Source organism: Duganella sp. 3397 (assembly GCF_031456625.1).
GTDB lineage: Bacteria > Pseudomonadota > Gammaproteobacteria > Burkholderiales > Burkholderiaceae_D > Rugamonas > Rugamonas phyllosphaerae.
Window position 1 is genome coordinate 336,501 of sequence record NZ_JAVDVB010000001.1, and the last position, 23,699, is coordinate 360,199.

The window sequence follows — 23,699 nt, forward strand, 5'->3', positions numbered from 1 at the left end:
GACGACATTATGACCACTGAACACGGGGGGCACTCAGCCCCGGCTAACGCCACAGAATACATCAAGCACCACTTGCAACATCTGCAAACCAGCGATGGCATGTTTAACCTGGACACGTTCTGGGTTTCGGCCATCCTGGGAGCGATTTTCCTCGGTGTCTTCTACATGGCTTCGCGCCGCGCCACCGCTGGTGTGCCGGGCAAGCTGCAAAACTTCGTCGAACTGGTCATGGAACTGGTCAACGACACTGTTAATAGCGCGTTCCACGCCAAAAGCGCGGTGATCGCACCATTGGCCATTACCATCTTCGTGTGGGTATGGCTGATGAACGCCATGGACTTCCTGCCGGTGGACCTGCTGCCGAAGGCACTGGAGTTCTTCGGCGTGTACAACCTGCGTGTGGTACCAACCGCCGATGCCAACCTGACCTTCGCGCTGTCGCTGTCGGTCCTGCTGTGCATCTTCGGTTTCTCGATCAAAGCCAAGGGCCTCGGCGGTTACGCCAAGGAACTGTTCACGGCGCCATTCCATGCAACCGGCTTTGCCGCCATTTTGCTGGCACCTGTCAACTTCCTGCTGCAAATGGTTGAACTGTTCGCCAAGCCAGTTTCGCTGGCCCTGCGACTGTTCGGCAATATGTATGCCGGTGAACTGATCTTCATCTTGATCGCGTTGTTGCCTTGGTGGGCGCAGTGGCTGTTGGGTGGTCCATGGGCAATCTTCCACATCTTGATTGTAACTTTGCAAGCTTTTGTGTTTATGGCGTTGACGGTTGTGTATCTGGCCCTTGCGGTTGAGAAGCACTAATCACCAACTTGATTCGTTTTATTTTTTAGTATCTTTCGTTTTTTAAATTAGGAGAAATATATGCAAGCTCTGATCGCACAAGTACAAGGCATGACCGTTCTGGCAGTCGCTATCATCATTGGCCTGGCCGCTATCGGCACCGCACTGGGCTTCGCCATTCTGGGCGGCAAATTCCTGGAAGCGTCGGCACGTCAACCAGAACTGATGCCACAACTGCAAACCAAGCTGTTCGTTATCGCTGGTCTGCTGGATGCGATCTCGATGATCGGCGTTGGTGTTGCTCTGCTGTTCACGTTCAACAACCCATTCCTGACCGCTGTTATCGCCGCCGCTGGCCAGTAATACTGCTCCAACCGGGGAAACTAATTAGGAGCAAGGTATGAACGTTAATATGTCGCTCATCGGCCAGATGATCACCTTCGCGGTGCTCGTATGGTTCTCGATGAAATTCGTATTCCCGGCGCTGAACACCGCGCTGGACGAGCGTGCCAAGCGTATCGCCGATGGTCTGGCAGCAGCCGACCAAGGCAAGGCTTCGATGGCAGTCGCTGAAAAGCGCGCTGCCGAAGCCCTGACCTCCGCCCGTGACGAAGCTGCCCAGCGCGTCGCGGACGCAGAAAAGCGTGCGCAACTGGTCGCAGAAGAAATCAAGACCAACGCCAAAGCTGAAGCCGACCGCATCATTGCGCAGGCCAAGGCAGAAGCCGATCAGCAAGTTACCCAAGCCCGCGAAGCACTGCGCGCCCAGGTAGCCGACCTGGCGGTCAAAGGCGCCGAGCAGATCCTGAAGCGCGAAGTCAACGCGTCGGCCCACGCCGACCTGCTGGCCCGCCTCGCGACTGAGCTGTAATCATGGCTGAACTCGCAACCGTCGCCCGTCCTTACGCGGAAGCCCTCTTCCGCGTAGCCCAAGCCGGCAACCTCGCGCAGTGGTCCGATCTGGTGTCCGAAATGGCCCAGATCGGCAGCAATGCCGATGTGCAGGACTATGCCCGCAATCCGAAAGTGTCGGAGAGCGAACTCGCCGCCACCATCGCGTCGCTGGTGAAATCGCCGATGACCGCAGAAGCGAACAACTTCCTCGGCATGGTGGTCGCCAATGGCCGCATCGAATTGCTGCCGGAAATCGGCGCCCAGTTCCAACTGCTCAAAAATGGTGCAGAAGGTGCTGCGGATGCTGACATCACGAGCGCGTTCGATCTGAGCGCCGCCCAGCTGTCCGATCTGGTCGCCACGCTGGAAAAGAAATTCAGCCGCAAGCTTAACCCGACTGTCACGGTCGACCCATCGTTGATCGGTGGTGTGCGCGTGGTAGTGGGCGACGAAGTGCTCGACACTTCGGTCCGCGCCAAGCTGCAACAGATGCACGTCGCGCTGGTTCAGTAAGAACCCGCTGGCTACGGCAGACCAAACATACCCTCGCGCAAGCGGAGAGAACTAAATTAGGAGTTAGCATGCAACTCAACCCATCTGAAATCAGCGAGCTGATCAAGAGCCGGATTCAAGGCATTGACAGCGGCGCTGAAGTGCGCAATCAAGGCACGGTGATTTCCGTAGCCGACGGTATCTGCCGCATCCACGGTCTGTCGGACGTAATGCAAGGCGAGATGCTGGAATTCCCGGGCAATACCTTCGGCCTGGCCATGAACCTGGAGCGCGACTCCGTCGGTTCCGTGATCCTGGGTGCTTACGAGCACATCTCGGAAGGCGACACGGTCAAGTGCACCGGCCGCATCCTGGAAGTACCAGTCGGTCCTGAACTGCGTGGCCGCGTGGTCAACGCCCTGGGCCAGCCGATCGACGGCAAAGGTCCTGTCGATGCGAAGATGACCTCGCCAATCGAAAAGATCGCACCGGGCGTTATCGCCCGCGAGTCCGTTTCGCAGCCGATGCAAACCGGCCTGAAATCGATCGACGCGATGGTACCAATTGGCCGTGGCCAGCGCGAGCTGATCATTGGCGACCGTCAAACCGGTAAGTCCGCCGTTGCGGTTGATGCGATCATCAACCAAAAAGGTCAGGGCATGACCTGTATCTACGTGGCGATCGGTCAAAAAGCGTCGACCATCAAGAATATCGTGCGTTCGCTGGAACAGCACGGCGCCATGGAATACACGATCGTCGTCGCGGCCACCGCGTCGGAATCGGCTGCCATGCAGTACATCTCGGCATACTCGGGTTGCACCATGGGCGAATACTTCCGCGACCGCGGTGAAGACGCCCTGATCGTGTACGATGACCTGTCGAAGCAAGCAGTTGCCTACCGCCAGATTTCGCTGTTGCTGCGCCGCCCACCAGGCCGCGAAGCGTACCCAGGCGACGTGTTCTACCTGCACTCGCGCCTGCTGGAACGCGCAGCCCGCGTGAACGCCGACTACGTGTCCGCTTTCACCAACGGCGCCGTGACTGGCAAGACCGGTTCGCTGACCGCACTGCCGATCATCGAAACCCAAGCTGGCGACGTTTCGGCCTTCGTGCCAACCAACGTGATTTCGATTACCGACGGTCAGATCTTCCTGGAAACTTCGCTGTTCAACTCCGGTATCCGTCCTGCGATTAACGCCGGTATTTCGGTGTCGCGCGTTGGTGGTGCTGCCCAGACCAAGGTCATCAAAAACCTGTCCGGCGGTATCCGTACCGACTTGGCCCAGTACCGTGAACTGGCTGCGTTCGCGCAGTTCGCGTCCGACCTGGACGAATCGACCCGCAAGCAGCTGGACCGTGGTGCCCGCGTCACCGAGCTGCTCAAGCAAGCTCAGTACTCGCCACTGTCGATCTCGCTGATGGCTGCCTCGCTGTTCGCTGTGAACAAGGGCTACCTGGACGACGTCGAAGTGAAGAAAGTACTGCCATTCGAAGCCGGCCTGCACGCTTACCTGAAGACCAAGCAAGCTGACCTGCTGTCGAAGATTGAATCGTCGAAGCAACTGGACAAAGACGGCGAAGCAACGCTGGCTGCCGCCATTGCCGACTTCAAGAAATCCGGCGCATTTTAAGGTGCTTGACGGCGCCGGGCTTGCCCCGGCGCCGTCCTCAGCGCAGAAGGAGTAAGGACTCATGGCAGTAGGCAAAGAGATACGTGGCAAGATCAAGAGCGTAGAAAATACGAAGAAGATCACGAAGGCGATGGAAATGGTTGCCGCATCGAAAATGCGCAAAGCGCAGGACCGTATGCGCGCCGCCCGTCCCTACAGTGAAAAGATTCGCAATATCGCCGCCAATCTGGCCGCCGCCAATCCGGAATACACGCACCCGTTCCTGGCTGAAGAGCAAAAGGAATCGGCCAAGAAAGTTGGCTTCATCATCGTTACCACCGACAAAGGTCTGTGCGGCGGTATGAACACCAACATCTTGCGCATGGTGACGCAGAAATCCCGCGAGCTGGAAACAGCTGGCAACAAGATTGCGGCAGTTGCCATCGGTAACAAAGGTTTGGGGTTTTTGAATCGCGTAGGCGTTCCTGTGGTCGCGCAAGTGACCCAGATCGGCGACACGCCGCACCTGGAAAAATTGATCGGACCTGTCAAGGTCATGCTCGAGAAATTCCAGAACGGTGAAGTCGACGCCGTGTACATCTGCTACACCAAGTTTATCAACACCATGAAGCAAGAGCCGGTCGTGCAGCAGTTGCTGCCACTGCCAGCTGCCACGAAACAGGCGGACGCAGGTAATCACAACTGGGATTACATCTACGAACCTGACGCGGCTGCGGTGATTGACGAACTGCTCGAGCGCTATGTAGAAGCGCTGGTGTACCAGTCGGTCGCGGAAAATCTGGCGTCCGAGCAATCGGCGCGCATGGTCGCGATGAAGGCCGCCAGCGACAACGCTGGTAGCGTCATCGGTGAACTGAAGCTGATCTATAACAAGACGCGTCAGGCTGCGATTACCAAAGAACTCTCCGAAATCGTCGCCGGTGCGGCAGCGGTTTAAACGAATTTAACTATATTTGAAGGAACGAACATGGCTGATGGCAAAATCGTTCAGTGTATCGGCGCTGTGGTGGACGTTGAGTTTCCACGCAATGCGATGCCCAAGGTATTCGATGCCTTGAAAATGGAAGGCTCCGAGCTGACCCTGGAAGTACAACAGCAGCTGGGCGACGGCGTCGTCCGTACCATTGCTCTGGGTACCTCCGACGGCCTGCGTCGCGGCATGATGATCCAGAACACCGGCAAACCAATCATGGTGCCAGTCGGTAAAGCAACCCTGGGTCGCATCATGGACGTGCTGGGCAACCCGATCGACGAATGCGGCCCGGTCGCTCACGACCAGATCGCTTCGATCCACCGCGCTCCTCCTGCCTACGACGAACTGTCGCCATCGCAGGATCTGCTGGAAACCGGCATCAAGGTGATCGACCTGGTGTGCCCGTTCGCCAAAGGCGGTAAAGTCGGTCTGTTCGGCGGTGCAGGTGTGGGCAAGACCGTGAACATGATGGAACTGATCAACAACATCGCCAAAGCGCACTCGGGTCTGTCCGTGTTCGCCGGTGTGGGTGAGCGTACCCGTGAAGGTAACGACTTCTACCACGAGATGGCCGACGCCAAAGTGGTCGATCTGGAAAATCCGGAGAACTCCAAGGTAGCGATGGTGTACGGTCAGATGAACGAACCACCAGGCAACCGTCTGCGCGTGGCGCTGACCGGTCTGACCATGGCCGAAGCGTTCCGTGACGAAGGCAAAGATGTTCTGTTCTTCGTGGACAACATCTACCGCTTCACCCTGGCCGGTACCGAAGTGTCGGCACTGCTGGGCCGTATGCCATCGGCAGTCGGCTATCAGCCTACTCTGGCCGAAGAGATGGGCCGCCTGCAAGAGCGCATCACCTCGACCAAGACCGGTTCGATCACCTCGATCCAGGCCGTGTACGTACCTGCCGATGACTTGACCGACCCGTCGCCAGCGACCACCTTCGGTCACCTCGATTCGACCGTCGTGCTGTCGCGTGACATCGCCTCGCTGGGTATCTACCCTGCAGTCGATCCACTGGACTCGACCTCGCGCCAGCTGGACCCGCTGGTTGTTGGCCAGGACCACTACGACACCGCGCGCGCTGTTCAGGGCACCCTGCAGCGCTACAAGGAACTGCGTGACATTATCGCGATTCTGGGCATGGACGAACTGGCACCGGAAGACAAGCTGCTGGTATCGCGCGCTCGCAAGATGCAGCGTTTCCTGTCGCAGCCGTTCCACGTTGCTGAAGTATTCACCGGCGCGCCTGGTAAATACGTTTCGCTGAAAGACACGATCAAGGGCTTCAAAATGATCGCGTCGGGCGAGCTCGACCACCTGCCGGAACAAGCGTTCTACATGGTAGGCACGATCGAAGAAGCTATCGAAAAAGCCAAGAAACTCAACTAATTGTTGAAAGAAACTCATGGCAAACACTATTCACGTTGACGTCGTTTCCGCCGAGGAGTTGATCTACTCGGGCGAAGCGGAATTCGTCGCGTTGCCGGGCGAACAGGGCGAGCTGGGTATCTACCCGAAGCACACGCCCCTGATCACCCGCATCCGCCCGGGCGCGGTGCGCATCAAGGTTCCTGGCCAAGTCGAAGAAGAGTTCGTCTTCGTGGCCGGCGGCCTGCTGGAAGTGCAGCCGAACGCCGTGACGGTGCTGGCCGATACCGCGATCCGCGGCGCCGACCTGGACGAAGCCAAAGCGGCAGCGGCCAAGAAGCGCGCCGAAGAAGCGCTGGCCAACAACAGCGCCGGCATCGACTACGCGAAAGCGCAAGCCGAACTGGCAGCAGCGATCGGCCAACTGGCCGCCATCGCCAAGCTGCGCGCCAAGCACTAAGCAACGCAACAGTAGTAAAGCAAAAGGCAGCTTCGGCTGCCTTTTTTTACGTGCCAGCATCGTGGCGACAACCATCACAGCTTGCGCTACACTTCCTGCATTGATCAAACTTTGAGCAGGTGGCTCATCATGACAATCGCAGAGCACAAGCCTTCGCCGCCCGAACCGGCCAAGGACCAGCCCCAATACCCCAATACCCCGATACGCCCGAAGGGCGCCGTGCGCGCCGCGCCGCTGCGCTGGCGAAAGCGGCGGGGATGTGGAAAGATCGCACCGATATTCCGAAAGATGGTCTGGAATATCAGCGTATGATGCGCGAAGAATGGCGCTAGTCCTCTTCGACAGCAACATTGTTATCGATTACCTTAACGGAATCGCTGAGGCGCACGACGAGCTGACTTATTGGGATGAGCCCGCTATAAGCGTCATCTCCTGGATGGAAGTTCGCGCCAATATCAAGCCGGACGAGGAAGATAAATTCGAGCTGCTGTTCAGTGAGGGCGGCTTCGAGATCATCCGTATCGATGACGCCATCATGACTGCCGCCGCCAGAATCCGCACCGAGGATTTGCGGAAAGGGCCAAAGATTGCCCTGATGGACGCCATCATCAAAGCCACTGCGCAAGTTCAAAAACTCCTCGTCATTACCCGCAATACCAAGGACTTCAAGGGTGCTGACGTTCGGGTGCCATACGAAATTGCAACGATAACCCTGACGCGTATCGTCAATGCCCTTGCACCGGCAGGGCCAGCTTCACCAGGCTCCAAACGGCGCTGAACTCACCTGAGAACCACTCAGGGCTTGCAGCTATTGCGGTAATGCGCCGGCGGCTTGCCCACCAGTTCCTCGAAATCCGACGTGAAATGGGCCTGGTCGTAGTAGCCAAGGTCCTGCGCCAAGGTGGCCAGATCGATGTCGTCGCCGTTGGCCAGCTGATCGGCGGCGTCGAGCAGGCGGTTGCGGCGGATGACCCACTTGGGCGTGGCGCCCACGACGTCGCGAAACAGCGCTTGCAAGGCGCGCACGCTGGTGTCCAGGCGCTCGGCCAGTTGCGCAACCTGGGTTATTTCGGGATGCTGCCTGATCAGTTCCATGGTCTTTGCAACCCGTTCAATGCGAGGGTCCAGCTGCGCCGGCAGCGCACGGCGGAAAATCGCGCTGGCGGCTGCGACCATGGCTGTGTCATCGCCGGCGTCGGCGGCGTCGAGCACACTGCACTCATCTTCCTCGTCATCACCGCCGAATACCGCCGAGACAGGCAATTGCTGGTTGGTGATGGTTTGCACTGCGCCCTTCAAAAAGCCGCGAAACGCACCTGGGCGAAAACGTGCGCCCAGCACGGCGCCCTTGCCGGTCAAGGTGTATTCAAAAGATCCGGTCATCACGCCGAACGTCGCGCTGCGACCGCGGTCAAACACCACCTGGATGCACGGTGAGGGCAGGGTGCGTTGTACGTGCACCACCTCGGGCGGCAAATCCCATGCGACCATCCAGTACCACTCGATGTACGGCGCCAGGTCGGGCGGGGCGGCGTAGCGCTCGAGGCGGAACCGCTGGCCTACGGCAGCCGGGTTGACCACGCCCTTGTAGCGGTCTTGCAGTGTCAGTGGCGTCATCGTCATCGTCATCGTTCGAGTCAGGTCTGCGCGTTTTTCCAAGACTGCCATCATAGCAGCCGTTATCGTCAGGTTTTCACCAGGAGATCATCATGGACCAACTGATTTTTCACCATTGCCCCAACACGCGTTCGACCGGCGTGCTGGCACTGCTCGAGGAGCTGCAAGCGCCGTACGAACTGCACCTCATGAACATGAAGCGCGGCGAAAACCGCGAGCCGGCCTACCTGGCGATCAACCCGATGGGCAAGGTGCCCGCCGTCGAGCACAACGGCGCGCTGGTGACCGAGCAGGTGGCGATCTATCTCTACCTGGCCGACCTGTTCCCGGCCGCCGGGCTGGCGCCGCCGATCGGTGATCCGCTGCGCGGCCCTTACCTGCGCTGGATGGCGTTCTACGGCAGCTGTTTCGAGCCGGCGCTGATCGACAACTGGATGCAGCGCGCAGCGGTGGACAAGACCATGAACGGCTATGGCGATTTCGACGACGTTTTCAATACCCTGGTCGCGCAACTGGCGCGTGGCCCGTGGATGCTGGGCGACCAATTCACTGCGCTCGACGTGTTGTGGGGCACCTCGCTGGCCTGGATGACCAAGCTGCCCAAGCGCGACGAAATCCTCGATTACGTCGCCCGTGTCAAAGCGCGTCCGGCGATCCAGGCCGCGCAGCGGAAGGACCAGGAACTGGCCGCAACCCAACCCGACCAGGCCTGAGCGCTCACACGTTGATTTCTGCGACGGCGCATGACATCATCGGCGCCCGTCCAGTCTGAAAGGTGTCGATGATCGCGGTCCCCGTTGCCACCATGGCCGGCTTGCTCGTTGCGTTCGGCGGCACGTCGGCGTTCGCGCTCATCAAGTCGCAACACAAGCACGCGCCGATCCAGGCCGTGTTTCACCTGTCGTCGATGTGGGGCCTGGCGCTGGCGGTGGTGGCGATCGTGCTGTTCTGGGAAGGCCGCCCGCTGGCCAGCATCGGCATCGAAGGGGGCCAATACGGCGCCTGGGCGGCGGGCGCCATGATCGGACTGACCATGGTGACCTTTACCGTGCTGTCGCTGCACCTGGGTCTGCAGCGCGGACGCAGCGCGATTCCCGAGGGTTCGGCCCAGGGCCTCAAACGCCTGACCGACATGCCGCTGTGGTTCCGCTACGCGGCCGTGATCACGGCCGCCGTCACCGAGGAAATCCTGTTTCGTGGCTATCCGATCGAACGTTTGCAGGAGATCACCGGCAATGCCTGGCTGGCTGCCGCGATTCCCTTATTCGTGTTCGTGGTGGCGCACCTGGGCGGCTGGTCGGCGGGGCACCTGGTGGGCGTGCTGTTCGGTGGCTTGCTGCTCACTGCCATTTATCTCGTCACACGCGACCTGATCGCCTGCATGATCACACACGCGCTGATCGACTCGACCATCATCTTTTTGCCGGCGCTGCTGCGCCGCTATGGCAATCGGCCGGGCGGCGATCTGTAAATCGATTGCACGCTGTGTGACGCCGGTTGCAAAGCCTCCATCACGATAGCAAGCGCTAACTCAGGCTGCGCATCACCGCACATGAAGATGTCGGCAGCGGCAAAGCCGCACTCGGGCCAGGTGTGGATCGAGATGTGCGATTCGGCCAGCAGCACCACGCCGGTCACGCCCTGGCCGTCGCCGAAACCATGGAAGTGGCTGTGCAGCACGCGCGCGTTGGCAGCTTGCGCAGCTGAACGCAGCAACGTGTCGAGCCACTCGCAGCTGCATAATTTTTCGGCAGCAATGCCACCGAGGTCGGCCAGCACATGGGTGCCGGTCGGGCGGTGCTCGAGCGTATTGTCAGCCGCAGCCGCAGCCGCAGACGAGACCGGGCCAGGCACACTGTCGGGCACGCGGTTGGGTAACACCTCGCGCTTCACTTGTGCCCCCCGCCACCGGAGCCATTGCCAAAGCTGCCGCCACCGCCGCCGACCGAACTCCAGGTGCTGCCGCGATAGTTGGACTTGTCGCGGTCGCCCGAGACAGCGCGCACCCACGAGGCGCCCGACGTGGCCAGGGTGACGATGACGGCGTACAGGAAGAATTTGCTCATGGCTTGTCGTTGTTATCGAGGAAGGTGGCCGGCAAATAGATGGCCAGCGCGCCCAGCGCGCTCAGGTACCAGGTCGATGAGAAATTCATCAGCATCGGCAGGGCGTTCACTACCAGCATGAACATGATGATGTACTTGGCCGCGTCGCGGTGGCGGCTGCGCGCGAATGGCTTGGGGCCGGGGGCGGCGTTGACCTTGCCGTGGAACTGGGCGCCGAACCAGGCTTTCATCTGGTCGGCCGGCACCGGGGCCGAGCGCGACCAGGTCATTTCGTGCTCGGTGGTTTCACGCGCCAGCCTGATCCGGCCGGCCTTGTATTCCTCGACCTGGGTTACATCGCCGACGGCCACGCGCCAGTTGAAGGCGCCGGCGGCCCAGGTGACGGTCGAACCATATTGGTACAGGCTTTTGTATTTGGTCCGATTCACCACGACGTTGTTCTCGCCGGGTTGATACTGCAGCGGCCACTCGGCCATGACGCTGGCGCCGGACCAGCCTTCGTCGGTCTCCACCAGCCATGAAAAGCCCGCGCGGGCGCCGTACAGCAGGTACTCGGTCCACTCGGTGCCCTCGTCGTCGGCGCGGCGCATCACGCCGATGATGGTGAAGTCCTGGCCGTTGATTTTTGTGGTGGCGCCCAGGTCGATCGTCGTGGTCACCCTGGCGATTCGTTCGCCGGCGGCCAGCACCTGCGCCTTGGGGCTGGTGGCGTCGATCTGGGCCTGGCAGGCCGCGCAGACCAGCGTATTGGTCACGCCGGGCAGGTACTTGATGGCGCTGCCGCACGACGGGCAGTCGAGGGCGGCCAGCTTGCCGCGATAGCGGCCGGCTGCGCGCAGTATCGTGTCGTCGTCGCGCAGCAGCTGCGGTTGCAGGCTGTCAAGCGTGACGGCCGCGCCGGTGTAGACCACCGGCGCGCCGTCGGAATAATCGAGGGTGATGAATTCCGCACCTTTGCGGAAATCGGCGACCTTCGACTGGTAGCCGTCGCCCACGCGGAACGGCAGCTCGCCCTGGCCGCCGACGCAATCGGCCACGCGGATTTCGGCGGCGGTGTACGACGCGCCGTTGATGTCGTAATTGTGGCCCGGTTGCAGCTGCTCGAATGCCGGCAGTGTGGCGTCGCCCTTGAATTCGGCGGTGATCGTGTACAGGCCCGACGAATCGCCGAGCCACGACGTGGCGCCGTCGTCGAACAGCAAATACCACTCGTTCCACATGCCGGCCGCATAGCGCAGCTGGATGCGGCCGATGACCGTGAACGGCCGCCCGGCCAGCACGCCTGCGGTACCGATCTGGATCGGCGAATAGTCTTCCAGCACCGCCGACATCTTGCCGAAGTACTTGACCGTGTCGGCATCTTTGAGCACGGTGGTGGCGCAGTACTCGCACACGGCCACCACCGACGCGTGCGAGCGGAACTTGACTTCCGCGCCGCAGCTGGGACAGGAGACGATTTGCATGTGGCTCTGGTTAACCGATCAGTTTTTTCAGCAGTTCGGCCTTGGTGCTGTCGTAGTCGGCAGCCGAGATCAGGCCCTTGTCGAGCAGGCCCTTGAGCTTTTGCAGGCGCGCTTCCACGGAGTCGTCGGCAGCAGCAGGTGCAGCAGGTGCAGCGGGAGCCGCAGCCGGAGCCATCGACGCCCCCATCGCGTTGCCCATGGCCTGGCCCACCGTCATGCCCGCGCCGAGGCCGGCGCCTATGCCCGCCAGCCCGCCTTCGTTTTGCGCGGCCAGCGGAATTGCCGTCGCCGTCTGGTAGCGCGTAAAGCCGGTCATCTTGTCGGCCGAGAGGCCGCCCTTCATGCCGGCCGAGATGCGGTCGTCGAGCGCCTTTTGCAGTTCCTCCGGCAGGCTCACGCTGGCGACGTTGAATTCATCGAGACCGATGCCGTAGCGGCCGAACGCTTCGATCAAATCGCCCTTGACCTGCTGCGCCATCAGCGCCTGGTTGGCTGCCATGTCGAGGAACGGCACGTTGGAGCTGCCCAGCGAGCTGGCCATGGAGGCCATCAGGATCCCGCGCAGCTGTTCTTCGACCTGGTCGCGCGTGTAGGTTTCTCGCGTGCCGCTGATCTCCTTGAAGAACTGGCGCGGATCGCTGACCCGGTACGAGTACATGCCGAAGGCGCGCACGCGGATCATGTCGAAGTCCTTGTCGCGGATCGTGATCGGCTGCGGCGTGCCCCATTTGCGGCCGGTCTGCACGCGGGTGCTGAAAAAATACACATCCGACTTGAATGGCGAATCGAACAGCTTGTCCCAGTTTTTCAGGTTGGTCAGCAGCGGCAGGGTTTGCGTGGTGAGCTTGTGGGTGCCGGGGCCGAACACGTCGGCGATCTGCCCCTCGTTGACGAACACCGCCATCTGCGACTCGCGCACGACCAGCACACCGCCGTTTTGAATCTCCTGGTCCTGCATCGGGAAGCGCCAGGCCAGCACGCCGTCCACTTCCTCGTTCCATTGCAGTACGTCGATAAACTGCTTCTTGATAAAGCTGCCGATGCCCATGATGGACCTCCGTTCAAATGTCAGGAAATGCAGGCGCCGTTGATGACGCCGATGGAAATGGCGATGGCGCCCAGCAGGCCGCCGAACGCCGTGTTGTTGCCCTCGATCTGGTCCTTGGCCATGTTCAGCACGCGGGTGGTGATGGCATACGCCAGGATCTGCACCACCATCGCGCCGAACGCCCAGGCGAAGAACTGCTGGTAACCGAGGGTATGCATCAGCGCGGAACCGACCGTGATCGAAAAGCCGATCAAGGCGCCGCCCAGTGACAGGGCTGCGGCCTGGTTGCCCTGGCGGATCAGCAGCACCTCGTTGTACGGCGTGATGCGCGTGTACACGGCAAAGAACACGGCCAGCAGCATCGCGGCCAATAAAAGATGGATCAGATAATTGAGGATAGCTGGCACGGCGCGCTCTCGCAGGTTAAAGTGACGACTAACTTTACTAACTTGCTAACAAAGCAGCATGGTAGTGCATAACAGGCCCGAATAAGCGTAATGAACAAAAAAATCCTGATCCTGTCCGTGTTTGTGGTCGCCTCGTGCGGCCTGGCGTATGAACTGATTGCCGGCGCCCTGGCCAGCTACCTGCTCGGCGACTCGGTGCTGCAGTTCTCCACCATCATCGGCTGCTACCTGTTTGCCATGGGCGTGGGCGCGCACTTTTCCAAGTACGTGCGCGACGAGGACGTGATGGCGCGCTTTGTCGACATCGAACTGGCGGTGGGACTGGTGGGCGGCATTTCGGCGGCGGTGCTGTTCCTGACGTTTTCGTGGAGCGCCGCGCCGTTTCGCGCCATGCTCTACACGATGGTGTTCTTGGTGGGCGCCTTCGTGGGCATGGAAGTGCCGCTGGTGATGCGCGCGCTCAATGCGCGCCAGACCGACTTCAGTGAACTGGTCAGCCGCGTGCTCACGTTTGATTATCTCGGTGCGCTGGCGGTCTCGCTGCTGTTCCCGCTGGTGATGGCGCCCAAGCTGGGACTGGTGCGCAGCGGTTTCGTGTTCGGCATGCTCAACGTGGGTGTGGCCCTGTGGACCATCCGGGTGTTTCGCACAGAGCTCACCAACGTTACCGGCCGCATGCTGCGCGCCAGCGCCGTGTTGTTCCTGCTGGTGTGCGGTTTCATTTCTGCCGACCGCCTGACCTACTGGGGTGAACACGGCCTGTTCGGCGACGAAATCGTGTTTGCCACCACCACGCCGTACCAGCGGCTGGTGGTCACGCGCTGGAAGGACGACCTGCGCCTCTACATCAATGGCAATTTGCAGTTCTCGTCGCGCGACGAGTATCGCTACCACGAGGCGCTGGTGCACCCGGTACTGGAACCGCTGCCGTGGGCCAGGCGCGTGCTGGTGCTGGGCGGCGGCGACGGCCTGGCCCTGCGCGAGATCCTGCGCTATAAAAATATCGAGCATGTCACCCTGGTCGATCTCGATCCGGCCATGACCGGCGCCTTTGCCAGCCGCGCGGAACTGGTCAAGCTCAATCACGGCTCGCTCACCGACAAGCGGGTTACCGTGGTCAATGCCGATGCGGCGATCTGGCTCCAGCATAACGACGACATGTTCGACGCGGTGATCGTCGACTTCCCCGACCCGTCCAGTTTTGCGCTGGGCAAGCTGTACTCGGTGCCGTTCTACGGCATGGTGAAAAAGCACCTGGCGGCCAACGGCCTGATGACGGTGCAATCCACGTCGCCGTTTTTTGCGCCGCACGCCTACTGGACCATCGACGCCACGCTGCGCGAAGTGGGCATGAAAACCTCGCCGTACCACGCCTACGTGCCGTCGTTCGGCGAATGGGGTTTTGTGCTGGCCAGCCCGCAGGCCGACTACACGCCGCCGACCAGGTATCGGCTGCCGATGCGGTACCTGAACGAGGAAACCACGCGCGAGATGTTCATCTTCCCGCCCGATATGCCGGCACTGCCGATGGCGCCCAACCGCCTCAACACGCAGTCGCTGGTGCACGAGTTCGAGCAGGACTGGCGCCGGGTGATCCGATGATGGAAGCCTGCTGATGCTGCGCCGATCTTTTTTAGTATGGGGCGGCATGGCTGGCCTGGCTGCTGCCGGCAGCGTGGCCGGTTTCCAGCGCTGGCAGGAGATCACGCCGGTGCTGCACTACCCGGGCCGCGACGAGGGCCATTATCTGCGCGACCGCAAGGCGCTGCCGCCGCCGTCGGAAGTGATTACCACCGACATTGCCATCCTCGGCTCCGGCGTGGCGGGCCTCACCGCCGCCTGGAAGCTCAATCAACTGGGCAGGACCGACATGCTGATGATCGATGGTCCGCAAGCGTATGGCAATGCCGCCGGCGGTGCCTTTGGCGACCTCGAATACCCGACCGGCGCCCACTACCTGCCGCTGCCGTCACCCGAGTCGGTCCATGTGCGCGAAATCCTGGCCGACCTGGGCATCATTGAAAAAGACGCTTTCGGTGACAAGCCGTACTACGACGAGCGCTTCCTCCTGCACGCGCCCGAAGAGCGGCTGCTGCACGACGGCCACTGGCAGGAAGGCTTCATGCCCACCGAGGGCGTGCCGCAGTGGGAGCTCGACGAACATACGCGCTTCTTCAAGGAAGTCGAACGCCTGCGCCAGCTGCACGGCAGCGATGGCCGCCGCGTGTTCGTGTTCCCGACCGTGATGTCGTCGGAGGACCCGGCATGGACGGCGCTCGACCGCATCACGCTCAAGGTGTGGCTCGAGCAGAACGGCTACCGTTCGCCCACCTTGCACTGGTACCTGAACTACTGCTGCCGCGATGATTACGGCACCCGCTACGACCAGGTGTCGGCGTGGGCCGGCCTGCACTACTATTGCAGCCGCTGGGGCAAGGCGGCCAACGCCAACGACGGCACCTGGCTCACCTGGCCTGGCGGGCTGCAACCACTGGTGCGCGGCATGGAGCGCTCGTCCGGCATCAAGCGCCGCGCCGGCACCTGCATCTCGCTCAAAAAGACCGCCACCGGCGTGGAGGCGCTGTGCTTCCGGTTCGATGCCGGCAAGCCCACCACCTACCTGGTGCGCGCGCGCAAAGCCATCTGCGCCATGCCCACCTACGTCGCTGCGCGGGTAGTGGAAAACATCGCCGGCTACGGCTTCGACCCGGCCAGACACATTCCCGAGTACGCGCCGTGGATGGTGGCCAATTTCCTGCTCAAGCGCTTTCCCGACGAGCTGCCCGGCCAGCCGCTGTCGTGGGACAACGTGGTGTACAGCGAACCGGGGCTGGGGTTTGTCGTCTCCACCCACCAGGATATCCGCGTGCGCCCGCCCGAGAAAACCGTGTTCAGTTCCTACGTGGCGCTGTCGGACCGCAAGGCGGTCAATGCGCGGCGCTGGATGGTGGCGGCCAGTCCGCAAGAGCTGCTGGCGCTGGCCTGCGCCGATCTGAAAGCCGCGTACGGTACGCAGTTCGCTTCGTGCGTGGAGCGGGTGGACATCACCTTGCGCGGCCACGCCATGAGCGTGCCGTGGCCGAACTTTCGCAGCAATGCCGGCATGAAGGCGCTGCGCGAGGCCGATGGCAGCATCCTGTTTGCCCATGCCGATCTGTCGGGCTTTTCGGTGTTCGAGGAGGCCGCATGGTGGGGGTATCGGGCGGCAACGCTGGCGGCAAAGTGATAAGCTGGTCCATCGACAAAACCAGAAGACAGCCATGACCCACGACGCCCGCAAGCGCTTTCTCGCCCCCGCCAAACCGAAGTTGCGCGACGAAGACGCCGGCAACAGCGTGTTCTCCAGCCGCGCCGCCAATCCCGACCTGAGCAAGGCGAAAGCCAAGGCGCTCGACAACGAACGTACGGCCGGCCTGATTCACCGCATCTCCGATTTGCAGGACCGGCTGTACGCGCTGCACCAGCACAAGGTGCTGCTGGTGTTGCAAGGCATGGATACGTCCGGCAAGGATGGCCTGGTGCGCGCGCTGTTCAGTGGCGTCAACCCGATGGGCGTGCGCGCGGTAGCCTTCAAGGCGCCAACGGACGCCGAACTGGCGCACGACTACCTGTGGCGCGTGCACCAGCACGTGCCGGTCAAGGGCGAGATCGCGATCTTCAACCGCAGCCACTACGAGGACGTGCTGATCACCCGCGTGCAGGGCATGATCGATGACGACGAATGCCAGCGCCGCTACGCCCACATCCGCGACTTCGAGCGCATGCTCACGGAAACCGGCACCGTGATCATCAAGGTATTCCTGCACATCTCGCACGAGGAGCAGCGCGAACGCCTGCAGGAGCGGCTCGACGATCCCGACAAACAGTGGAAGTTCGATCCCAACGATATCGAGCAGCGCAAGAAGTGGGGCGACTACGTCAAGGCCTACGAGCACGCGATCCGTGCCACCAATACCGACTACGCGCCGTGGTACATCGTGCCGGCCGACTCCAAGGTGCACCGCAACCTGGCCATTGCCAGCCTGTTGCTGGAAACACTGGAGAGCATGGACTTGCAGTATCCGCCGCCGCACCCGGACCTGTCCTCGTTCACGGTAGTGTAAATTCAAAGGAGAACCACGATGCTGCAACTGAAAGATCCATCGCTGCTGCGCCAGCAGGCGTACATCAACGGCCAATGGAGCGACGCCGACAACGGCGCCACCGTGGCCGTCACCAATCCCGCCACCGGCGAGCAAATCGGCACCGTGCCGGTGATGGGCGCGGCCGAAACCCGGCGCGCCATCGAGGCGGCCAATGCCGCCTGGCCAGCCTGGCGCAAGAAAACCGCCCGCGAGCGCGCGCTCATCCTGCGCAAGTGGAATGACCTGATCCTGGCCAATACCGACGACCTGGCGCTGTTGATGACGGCCGAGCAGGGCAAGCCCTTGACCGAGTCGCGCGGCGAAGTGGCCTATGGCGCGTCGTTCATCGAATGGTTCGGCGAGCAGGCCAAGCGCGTGGCGGGTGAAACCCTGGCCTCGCCGTCGGCCGGCCAGCGCATCCTGGTCACGCGCGAGCCGATCGGCGTGTGCGCCGCCATCACGCCGTGGAACTTTCCGATCGCCATGATCACCCGCAAGGCCGGCCCCGCGCTGGCAGCCGGCTGCCCGATGGTGCTCAAACCTGCGCAGGCCACGCCGTTTTCCGCGCTGGCGCTGGCCGAACTGGCGCAGCGCGCCGGGGTGCCGGCCGGCGTGTTCAGCGTCATCACAGGCAAGTCGGGCGAGGTCGGTGGCGAGATGACGGCCAACCCCATCGTGCGCAAGCTGACTTTTACCGGCTCGACCGACATCGGCCGCCTGCTGATGGAGCAGAGCGCACCCACCATCAAGAAGCTCTCGCTCGAATTGGGCGGCAATGCGCCGTTCATCGTGTTCGACGACGCCGACCTCGATGCGGCCGTGGAAGGCGCCATCGCCTCCAAATACCGCAACGCCGGCCAGACCTGCGTGTGCGCCAACCGCCTGTACGTGCAGGACGGCGTGTACGACGCCTTTGCCGAAAAACTGGTGGCGGCGGTGCAAAAGCTCAAGGTGGGCAATGGCGTGGACGACGGCGTGACGCAAGGTCCGCTGATCGACGCCAAGGCCGTGGAAAAAGTCGAGCAGCACATCGCCGACGCGCTGGACAAGGGCGCGCGCCTGCTCACCGGCGGCAAGCGCCACGCGCTCGGTCACAGCTTTTTCGAGCCCACCGTGCTGGCCGACGTCACCGGCGACATGCTGGTCGCGCGCGAGGAAACCTTCGGTCCCATGGCGCCGCTGTTCCGCTTTACCACCGAGGAAGAGGCGATCGCGCTGGCCAACGATACCGAGTTTGGCCTAGCCAGCTATTTTTATGCGCGCGACGTGGGCCGCATCTGGCGCGTGTCCGAAGGCCTGGAAAGCGGCATGGTGGGCGTGAATACGGGCCTGATCTCGAACGAGATCGCGCCGTTCGGCGGCGTCAAGCAATCGGGCCTGGGCCGCGAAGGCTCGCACCTCGGCATCGACGACTACCTGGTGGTCAAATACGTGTGCCTCGGCATCGCGTAATCGGAAAGCAGTCGGGCAAGGTACTGGCATTTGGCATAGAATGAATTTTCTTTCATTCTTGCCCACCCCACCATGTCCAAGATCCTTGCCCAGTTGTGCGCTGTTTCGTCCCTGACCCTGCTGGCGGCATCGTCCGTGCTGGCGCAGGCGCCCGCAGCCGGTGCTGCGCCTGCCGCCACCGTGGCGCCGGCCAGCTGCCCGGCCATCCTCAAGCAGAACTTCAAGCGCCTGCAGGACGAAGCCCCGCAGGACCTGTGCCAGTACGCCGGCAAGGTGATCCTGGTGGTCAATACCGCCAGCTACTGCGGCTTCACCAAGCAGTACGAGGGCCTCGAAGCGCTGTACGCCAAGTACGGCAGCAAGGGCCTGGTGGTGCTGGGTTTCCCGTCGAACGACTTCGGCCAGCAGGAACCGGGCAGCGCCAAGGAAATCGCCGACTTCTGCTACAACACCTACGGCGTCAAGTTCCCGATGTTTGCCAAGACCGTGGTGTCCGGTAAGAACCCGAACCCGCTGTACGCCGACCTGATCAAGGCCACCGGCAAGGCGCCGGCCTGGAATTTCCATAAATACCTGATCGGCCGCGATGGCAAGGTGCTGACCAACTTCGGCAGCAAGGTCACGCCCGATGACAAGCAACTGGTCGGCGCCGTCGAAAAAGCGCTCGCTTCCTGAACAACCGGCGCATAAAACCGGTTTCATGCCGCTCGTCACCAACTAGCATGTTCGCGTGGCCCTTTGTGTGCGTCCGCGCACCGGGCGCCTGCGCCTGTTTGTTATTGCCACTGGTCAATCGTGGTTTAATCGGTGGCGACTGACACCACGAGATGAACCATGCAACCATTTACCTTCCAACAAAAAGTCTTCCTTGCCCTGCTGGGCATCATCACCATCGCCTTTATCACGATCCTGGTGCCGTATGGCGGCGCGGTATTCTGGGGCGTGGTGCTGGCGATTATCTTCGCGCCGGTGTACCGCTGGCTGCTGCAACGCACGCGCAACAAGCCCAACCTGGCAGCCTTTCTGACCTTGCTGATGATACTGGTGATGGTGATCCTGCCGCTCACCCTGATCGCGGTATCGATCGTCAACCAGGCTGCCACCGTGGTCGAGATGATGCAATCGGGACAGATCTCGGTGAGCATGTTCTTTTCCAAGATCATGGCGGTGCTGCCGGACTGGATGATCAACCTGCTCGACCGCTTCCATCTCACCAGCTTGTCCAACCTGCAGGACAAGCTGACCGAAGGGGCGGCGCAGATGAGCCAGGAAGTGGCCAAGCGGGCGATCAACGTCAGCCTGTACACCATGGATTTCCTCACCAGCCTGTGTATCGCGATGTACCTGCTGTATTTCCTGCTGCGCGACGGCGACAAGCTGGCCAAGCGCATTCGCGAAGCGGTGCCGCTGAGCCGCAAATACAAGCAGCGGCTGTTCCAGAATTTCACGACCGTGATCCGCGCCACCGTCAAGGGCAACATCCTGGTGGCGATCGCCCAGGGCGCGCTGGGTGGCCTGGCGTTCTGGTACCTGGACGTGAGCGCACCGGTGCTGTGGGGCGTGCTGATGGCCTTCCTGTCGCTGCTGCCGGCCATCGGCGCGGCGCTGGTGTGGGCGCCGGTGGCGATCTATTTCCTGGCCACCGGTTCGGTCTGGGAAGGCGTGGGCCTGACCGTGTATGGCGTGGTGGTGATCGGCCTGGTCGACAACATCCTGCGCCCGCTGCTGGTGGGCAAGGACACCAAGATGCCCGACTACGTGGTGCTGTTGTCCACCGTGGGTGGCATGGCGCTGTTCGGCCTCAATGGCTTCGTGATCGGCCCGGTGATTGCCGCGCTGTTCATTGCAACCTGGGACCTGTTTGCGACGGCGCCTGAATTCCACCAGGACTGAACGCGCTTCAGGACGCCAGGTCGAATCCCTCGTCGAGCCAGCCGGTGATGCCGCCGGCCATCAGCTTGACGGGGCGCCCGAGCCGCGCCAGCCGCACGGCCGCGCGCGCCGCGCCGTTGCAGTGCGGACCGGCGCAGTACACCACGAACAAGGTCGCGGCTGGGAAATCGGCCAGCTTGCCGGCGACGATCTTGCGGTGCGCCAGGTCGAGCGCACCCGGCACATGGCCGGCTGCGTATTTTTCCGTGCCGCGCACGTCGAGCAGCACGAAATCCGGCGCGCCGCCGGCCAGCGCGTCGTGCACATCCCAACAATCGGTTTCAAAACTAAAACCGGCTTCGAAGTGGGCGAGGGCGGCGGCGCTGGGCGCAGCTGGCACGGCGGCGACGGCGGAAGGCTGGGACATGGCGAACTCCTTGAGTGGTGATGATGCATTGTGCGCCGGGCCGCAGTTAGTCGGCAGTGGCGCAACTGCCATCCTGCGTTAAGATTGCGCCATGAAAAAACACCTGGTTGTCGCACTGGCCTACGACCGCCTGTGCACTTTTGAATTCGGCTGCACGGTCGAGTTGTTCGCGCTCGAGCGTCCCGAGCTGGGCGTGGTCTGGTATGACTTTGCCGTCTGCGCCATCGAGCCGGGCACCATCCGCGCGGCCGGCGGCATCACGGTGCAGGCGCCGTATGCGCCCGAGCTGCTGGCGCTGGCCGACACCATCGTCATTCCCGGCTGGCGCGATGCCGACGAGGCGCCGCCGCCCGCGCTGCTGGACCTGCTGCGTGCGGCTCATGCGCGCGGTGCGCGCCTGTGTTCGATCTGCTCGGGCGTATTCGTGCTGGCCGCAGCCGGCGTGCTCGACGGCCAGCATGCCACCACCCACTGGCGCTACGCCGACAAGCTGGCGCAGCGCCATCCGCGCATCCGGGTCGAACCGGACCTGCTGTACGTGGACAACGGCCAGGTGATCACGGCAGCCGGGTCGGCTGCGGGCCTGGACATGTTGCTGCACCTGGTGCGGCGCGACTACGGCGCCCGTATCGGCAACATGGTGGCGCAGCGGCTGGTGATTGCACCGCACCGCGAGGGCGGCCAGGCGCAGTTCGTGCCGCGCCCGCTGGCGCCGAACGACGGCGGCCGGCTCTCGCGCCTGCTCGACTGGTTGCGCGCCAACCTGGCGCTGCCGCACACGGTAGCCGCCATGGCCGAACGGGCAGCGATGAGCCCGCGCACCTTGCAGCGCCAGTTCCAGCAGGCGACCGGGCTGGGGCCGGTGGATTGGCTGATCCGCGAACGCATCGCGCTGGTGAAGGAACTGCTGGAGTCGCCCGAGGTGGCGCTGGCGCAGGTGGCCGAGCGCAGCGGGTTCGGGTCGATGGAGTCGCTGCGCCACCATTTTCGGCGCGTGGCGGGGACCACGCCGGGAGCGTATCGCAAGCGGTTTGGGCTCGACAAAGCTGATTGAATGAATCTACAATGTATCTACATTGGGAGGCTTTATGGAATTATCAGTTCAAAAATGGGGCAATAGCGCAGCAGTGCGTTTGCCCGCCGAGTTGCTGGGTATGCTCAAAGTGACTTTGGGCGATAAGCTCAGTGTTAGCGTGCAGCCCGATGGCGTGTTGCTGAAAGCTGCACGGCCGTCGTATTGCCTGGCTGACCTGGTGGCGCAATGTGACCTGTCTGCGGCGGAACCGGCCGATATGGCAGCGTGGTCGCACCTCAAGCCGGTGGGGCGCGAAGCGTGGTGAGCCGCAGTAAATTCGGACGCGGCGACATCGTCATGGTCAGCCTCGATCCCACCGAAGGTCACGAGCAACGAGGCATGCGGCCTGCCCTGGTGTTGTCCACCAGCGCGTTCAATGCGCTGGGCGTGGTCCTGGTTGCGCCGATAACACAAGGCGGGGACTTCGCACGGCATGCGGGCTTCGCTGCGTCCCTGAGTGGCGCCGGTACCAAGACGCAAGGTGTCGCCTTGGTCAACCAGGTCCGCATGCTGGACCTGGAGGCAAGAAAGGCAAAGCGGGTCGAGACGGTGCCAGAGCACGTGGTGGAAGATGCGCTTGCCAGGCTGCGCGCCATTACCGACTAGGAAATTCAGATACGGGTTGACTAACCTGAGCAGTACTCATCCGAAAAATCTGATTTCGCCTATGTACAATGCTTTTGCCACAACGATAGTCGAGCGCATGATGGAGCGCGCGTTACCCGTGATCCTCAACGAGCTTAGCAACGTCAGTGAGCGAACCTGGCGGGCGCGGTTCGAGCGCGCTGGCAGCCAACCGAAAAGCAGGCGGCGCGGCTTGCCAAAGTCAGCAATGCAAGCCTCATTGATCTGCTGATAGCGAGAGGCCATTGGGAACCCGCTGAAGCCGTGTCTATCGCTATACGGCTGGCAACCTGGTTCGACAGGCGCTGCGCCGAGCTTGCTCAAGCGGTGAAGGAGATGCGGGTTGATGGCCCGCTTTCTCGACTTTATCGGCTGCTGATGGCGTTCCGGCGCCAAGGCGCGTTCCCGACGAGCCTGCCCCAGGTGCGCGACCTTGCCGCATGGTGCAATGAAGAGCTAACGCGGTTGGTGAGCTGGCGTGACGGCACGACGAGATTGCTCAGAACCCAGTTGGACAGCCTGCGGACCAGCGCCATCGCGCCCTCCAAGGACGGGATTTATCCTTCGCTGCCACTGTCCATGTTTATCTGCACGCACTTGTGGGATCGGTTAGTGGTGCACAACGAGGACGGAACGACCACGCTGTATGAAATACGGGCAAGTTACGAACGTGGTTGGCGATTGAACCGCGACCGCCTCGTGGCCGCCGGTCTACGCTTTGGGGTGATGGCTTGGCCAGACTACCTGGTGGACGGCACCGCCGCCGTCACCGCTAGCGGTTGTAGCGCGGACTGCTTTGGTAACGGCAGTTGGTTTGGAAGTAGTTTTTTTCATCAGGTCCTCTAAGCGATTGGTTAATTGCTGAATTCAGCAATGCCATTGTGCAGTGGATCGTTTCTCCAATCATTCCAGAA

28 protein-coding genes are annotated in these 23,699 nt (G+C 62.0%); 21 read left to right on the forward strand and 7 right to left on the reverse strand.

Features of this window, described 5'->3' with window-relative positions:
- Nucleotides 1-9: 9 nt before the first annotated feature.
- The 9 genes from atpB (at nt 10) to J2X54_RS01465 (ending at nt 7,388) form a co-directional block, all read left to right on the forward strand.
- Nucleotides 10-807: a F0F1 ATP synthase subunit A gene (gene atpB / locus J2X54_RS01425; RefSeq protein ID WP_026637683.1), complete on the forward strand. Its 798-nt coding sequence runs from the start codon at nt 10-12 to the stop codon at nt 805-807.
- A gap of 72 nt (nt 808-879) precedes the next feature.
- Nucleotides 880-1,149 (forward strand): F0F1 ATP synthase subunit C, encoded by a 270-nt coding sequence (atpE, locus tag J2X54_RS01430; protein ID WP_371851800.1) that lies wholly within the window; start codon nt 880-882, stop codon nt 1,147-1,149.
- A gap of 37 nt (nt 1,150-1,186) precedes the next feature.
- Nucleotides 1,187-1,657 (forward strand): F0F1 ATP synthase subunit B, encoded by a 471-nt coding sequence (locus J2X54_RS01435; protein ID WP_026637682.1) that lies wholly within the window; start codon nt 1,187-1,189, stop codon nt 1,655-1,657.
- A gap of 2 nt (nt 1,658-1,659) precedes the next feature.
- Nucleotides 1,660-2,193 (forward strand): F0F1 ATP synthase subunit delta, encoded by a 534-nt coding sequence (locus J2X54_RS01440; protein ID WP_070249670.1) that lies wholly within the window; start codon nt 1,660-1,662, stop codon nt 2,191-2,193.
- 68 nt (nt 2,194-2,261) lie between these two features.
- The gene (atpA, locus tag J2X54_RS01445) at nt 2,262-3,803 is read left to right on the forward strand and encodes a F0F1 ATP synthase subunit alpha (protein WP_070249671.1); all 1,542 of its coding nucleotides are present in this window, start codon (nt 2,262-2,264) and stop codon (nt 3,801-3,803) included.
- Nucleotides 3,804-3,864: 61 nt separating this feature from the next.
- Nucleotides 3,865-4,740 carry a F0F1 ATP synthase subunit gamma gene (atpG, locus tag J2X54_RS01450; protein WP_070249672.1) on the forward strand — a complete coding sequence of 292 codons (876 nt, stop codon included), beginning with the start codon at nt 3,865-3,867 and terminating at the stop codon, nt 4,738-4,740.
- Between the two features lie 30 nt (nt 4,741-4,770).
- Nucleotides 4,771-6,171 (forward strand): F0F1 ATP synthase subunit beta, encoded by a 1,401-nt coding sequence (gene atpD / locus J2X54_RS01455; protein WP_070249673.1) that lies wholly within the window; start codon nt 4,771-4,773, stop codon nt 6,169-6,171.
- A 16-nt stretch (nt 6,172-6,187) separates the two neighbouring features.
- On the forward strand, nt 6,188-6,610 hold the full coding sequence (locus J2X54_RS01460) for a F0F1 ATP synthase subunit epsilon (protein ID WP_070249674.1): 423 nt from the start codon (nt 6,188-6,190) through the stop codon (nt 6,608-6,610).
- A gap of 322 nt (nt 6,611-6,932) precedes the next feature.
- Entirely contained in the window at nt 6,933-7,388 is a 456-nt protein-coding gene (locus tag J2X54_RS01465; RefSeq protein WP_310176961.1) for a type II toxin-antitoxin system VapC family toxin, read from the forward strand.
- A 17-nt stretch (nt 7,389-7,405) separates the two neighbouring features.
- Here the strand turns inward: J2X54_RS01465 and J2X54_RS01470 are convergent, their stop codons facing one another.
- Nucleotides 7,406-8,227: a helix-turn-helix domain-containing protein gene (locus J2X54_RS01470; protein ID WP_310176962.1), complete on the reverse strand. Its 822-nt coding sequence runs from the start codon at nt 8,225-8,227 to the stop codon at nt 7,406-7,408.
- 92 nt (nt 8,228-8,319) lie between these two features.
- On the opposite strand from J2X54_RS01470, the gene J2X54_RS01475 reads away from it, so the two are divergent.
- Entirely contained in the window at nt 8,320-8,940 is a 621-nt protein-coding gene (locus tag J2X54_RS01475; RefSeq protein WP_310176964.1) for a glutathione S-transferase, read from the forward strand.
- 68 nt (nt 8,941-9,008) lie between these two features.
- Nucleotides 9,009-9,698, forward strand: a complete 690-nt coding sequence (locus J2X54_RS01480; protein WP_310176966.1) for a CPBP family intramembrane glutamic endopeptidase — start codon at nt 9,009-9,011, stop codon at nt 9,696-9,698.
- Here J2X54_RS01480 and speD read toward each other — a convergent pair.
- From speD to J2X54_RS01505, 5 genes are read right to left on the reverse strand one after another with little or no spacing between them, the layout of a single operon-like run.
- Nucleotides 9,668-10,081: an adenosylmethionine decarboxylase gene (gene speD / locus J2X54_RS01485; protein WP_404990880.1), complete on the reverse strand. Its 414-nt coding sequence runs from the start codon at nt 10,079-10,081 to the stop codon at nt 9,668-9,670. The two genes, J2X54_RS01480 and speD, sit on opposite strands and share 31 nt — an antisense overlap.
- A 35-nt stretch (nt 10,082-10,116) precedes the next feature.
- Nucleotides 10,117-10,293 (reverse strand): hypothetical protein, encoded by a 177-nt coding sequence (locus tag J2X54_RS01490; RefSeq protein WP_310176968.1) that lies wholly within the window; start codon nt 10,291-10,293, stop codon nt 10,117-10,119.
- A complete protein-coding gene (locus J2X54_RS01495; RefSeq protein WP_310176970.1) occupies nt 10,290-11,756 on the reverse strand; it encodes a DUF4178 domain-containing protein in 1,467 nt (488 codons plus the stop codon). The genes J2X54_RS01490 and J2X54_RS01495 overlap by 4 nt, the downstream gene beginning before the upstream one ends.
- Before the next feature lie 10 nt (nt 11,757-11,766).
- On the reverse strand, nt 11,767-12,804 hold the full coding sequence (locus J2X54_RS01500) for an SPFH domain-containing protein (protein WP_310176973.1): 1,038 nt from the start codon (nt 12,802-12,804) through the stop codon (nt 11,767-11,769).
- Between the two features lie 20 nt (nt 12,805-12,824).
- Complete coding sequence (locus J2X54_RS01505) at nt 12,825-13,211, reverse strand: DUF350 domain-containing protein (protein ID WP_229255412.1); 387 nt, start codon at nt 13,209-13,211, stop codon at nt 12,825-12,827.
- Between the two features lie 90 nt (nt 13,212-13,301).
- Here J2X54_RS01505 and J2X54_RS01510 point away from each other — a divergent pair, with 90 nt between their 5' ends.
- The 6 genes from J2X54_RS01510 to J2X54_RS01535 all read left to right on the forward strand — a co-directional run bounded on the left by J2X54_RS01510 (nt 13,302) and on the right by J2X54_RS01535 (nt 20,680).
- Nucleotides 13,302-14,813 carry a polyamine aminopropyltransferase gene (locus J2X54_RS01510; RefSeq protein WP_310176977.1) on the forward strand — a complete coding sequence of 504 codons (1,512 nt, stop codon included), beginning with the start codon at nt 13,302-13,304 and terminating at the stop codon, nt 14,811-14,813.
- 13 nt (nt 14,814-14,826) lie between these two features.
- Nucleotides 14,827-16,437: an NAD(P)-binding protein gene (locus J2X54_RS01515; RefSeq protein ID WP_310176980.1), complete on the forward strand. Its 1,611-nt coding sequence runs from the start codon at nt 14,827-14,829 to the stop codon at nt 16,435-16,437.
- Between the two features lie 34 nt (nt 16,438-16,471).
- Nucleotides 16,472-17,314, forward strand: a complete 843-nt coding sequence (locus J2X54_RS01520; RefSeq protein WP_310176982.1) for a PPK2 family polyphosphate kinase — start codon at nt 16,472-16,474, stop codon at nt 17,312-17,314.
- Between the two features lie 18 nt (nt 17,315-17,332).
- Nucleotides 17,333-18,787 (forward strand): NADP-dependent succinate-semialdehyde dehydrogenase, encoded by a 1,455-nt coding sequence (gabD, locus tag J2X54_RS01525; protein ID WP_310176985.1) that lies wholly within the window; start codon nt 17,333-17,335, stop codon nt 18,785-18,787.
- A gap of 72 nt (nt 18,788-18,859) precedes the next feature.
- On the forward strand, nt 18,860-19,462 hold the full coding sequence (locus J2X54_RS01530; RefSeq protein WP_310176988.1) for a glutathione peroxidase: 603 nt from the start codon (nt 18,860-18,862) through the stop codon (nt 19,460-19,462).
- Nucleotides 19,463-19,621: 159 nt separating this feature from the next.
- Nucleotides 19,622-20,680, forward strand: a complete 1,059-nt coding sequence (locus J2X54_RS01535) for an AI-2E family transporter (RefSeq protein WP_070249689.1) — start codon at nt 19,622-19,624, stop codon at nt 20,678-20,680.
- Between the two features lie 7 nt (nt 20,681-20,687).
- Here the strand turns inward: J2X54_RS01535 and J2X54_RS01540 are convergent, their stop codons facing one another.
- Nucleotides 20,688-21,086 (reverse strand): rhodanese-like domain-containing protein, encoded by a 399-nt coding sequence (locus tag J2X54_RS01540; protein WP_310176994.1) that lies wholly within the window; start codon nt 21,084-21,086, stop codon nt 20,688-20,690.
- A gap of 91 nt (nt 21,087-21,177) precedes the next feature.
- Here J2X54_RS01540 and ftrA point away from each other — a divergent pair, with 91 nt between their 5' ends.
- From ftrA to J2X54_RS01560, 4 genes are all read left to right on the forward strand, one after another.
- Nucleotides 21,178-22,140 carry a transcriptional regulator FtrA gene (gene ftrA, locus J2X54_RS01545; protein ID WP_310176997.1) on the forward strand — a complete coding sequence of 321 codons (963 nt, stop codon included), beginning with the start codon at nt 21,178-21,180 and terminating at the stop codon, nt 22,138-22,140.
- 34 nt (nt 22,141-22,174) lie between these two features.
- Nucleotides 22,175-22,426, forward strand: coding sequence for an AbrB/MazE/SpoVT family DNA-binding domain-containing protein (locus J2X54_RS01550; RefSeq protein WP_070249691.1), 252 nt, complete (start codon nt 22,175-22,177; stop codon nt 22,424-22,426).
- A complete protein-coding gene (locus tag J2X54_RS01555) occupies nt 22,420-22,767 on the forward strand; it encodes a type II toxin-antitoxin system ChpB family toxin (protein WP_310176999.1) in 348 nt (115 codons plus the stop codon). The genes J2X54_RS01550 and J2X54_RS01555 overlap by 7 nt, the downstream gene beginning before the upstream one ends.
- A gap of 282 nt (nt 22,768-23,049) precedes the next feature.
- Complete coding sequence (locus J2X54_RS01560; protein ID WP_310177000.1) at nt 23,050-23,631, forward strand: hypothetical protein; 582 nt, start codon at nt 23,050-23,052, stop codon at nt 23,629-23,631.
- The last annotated feature ends 68 nt before the right edge of the window (nt 23,632-23,699 follow it).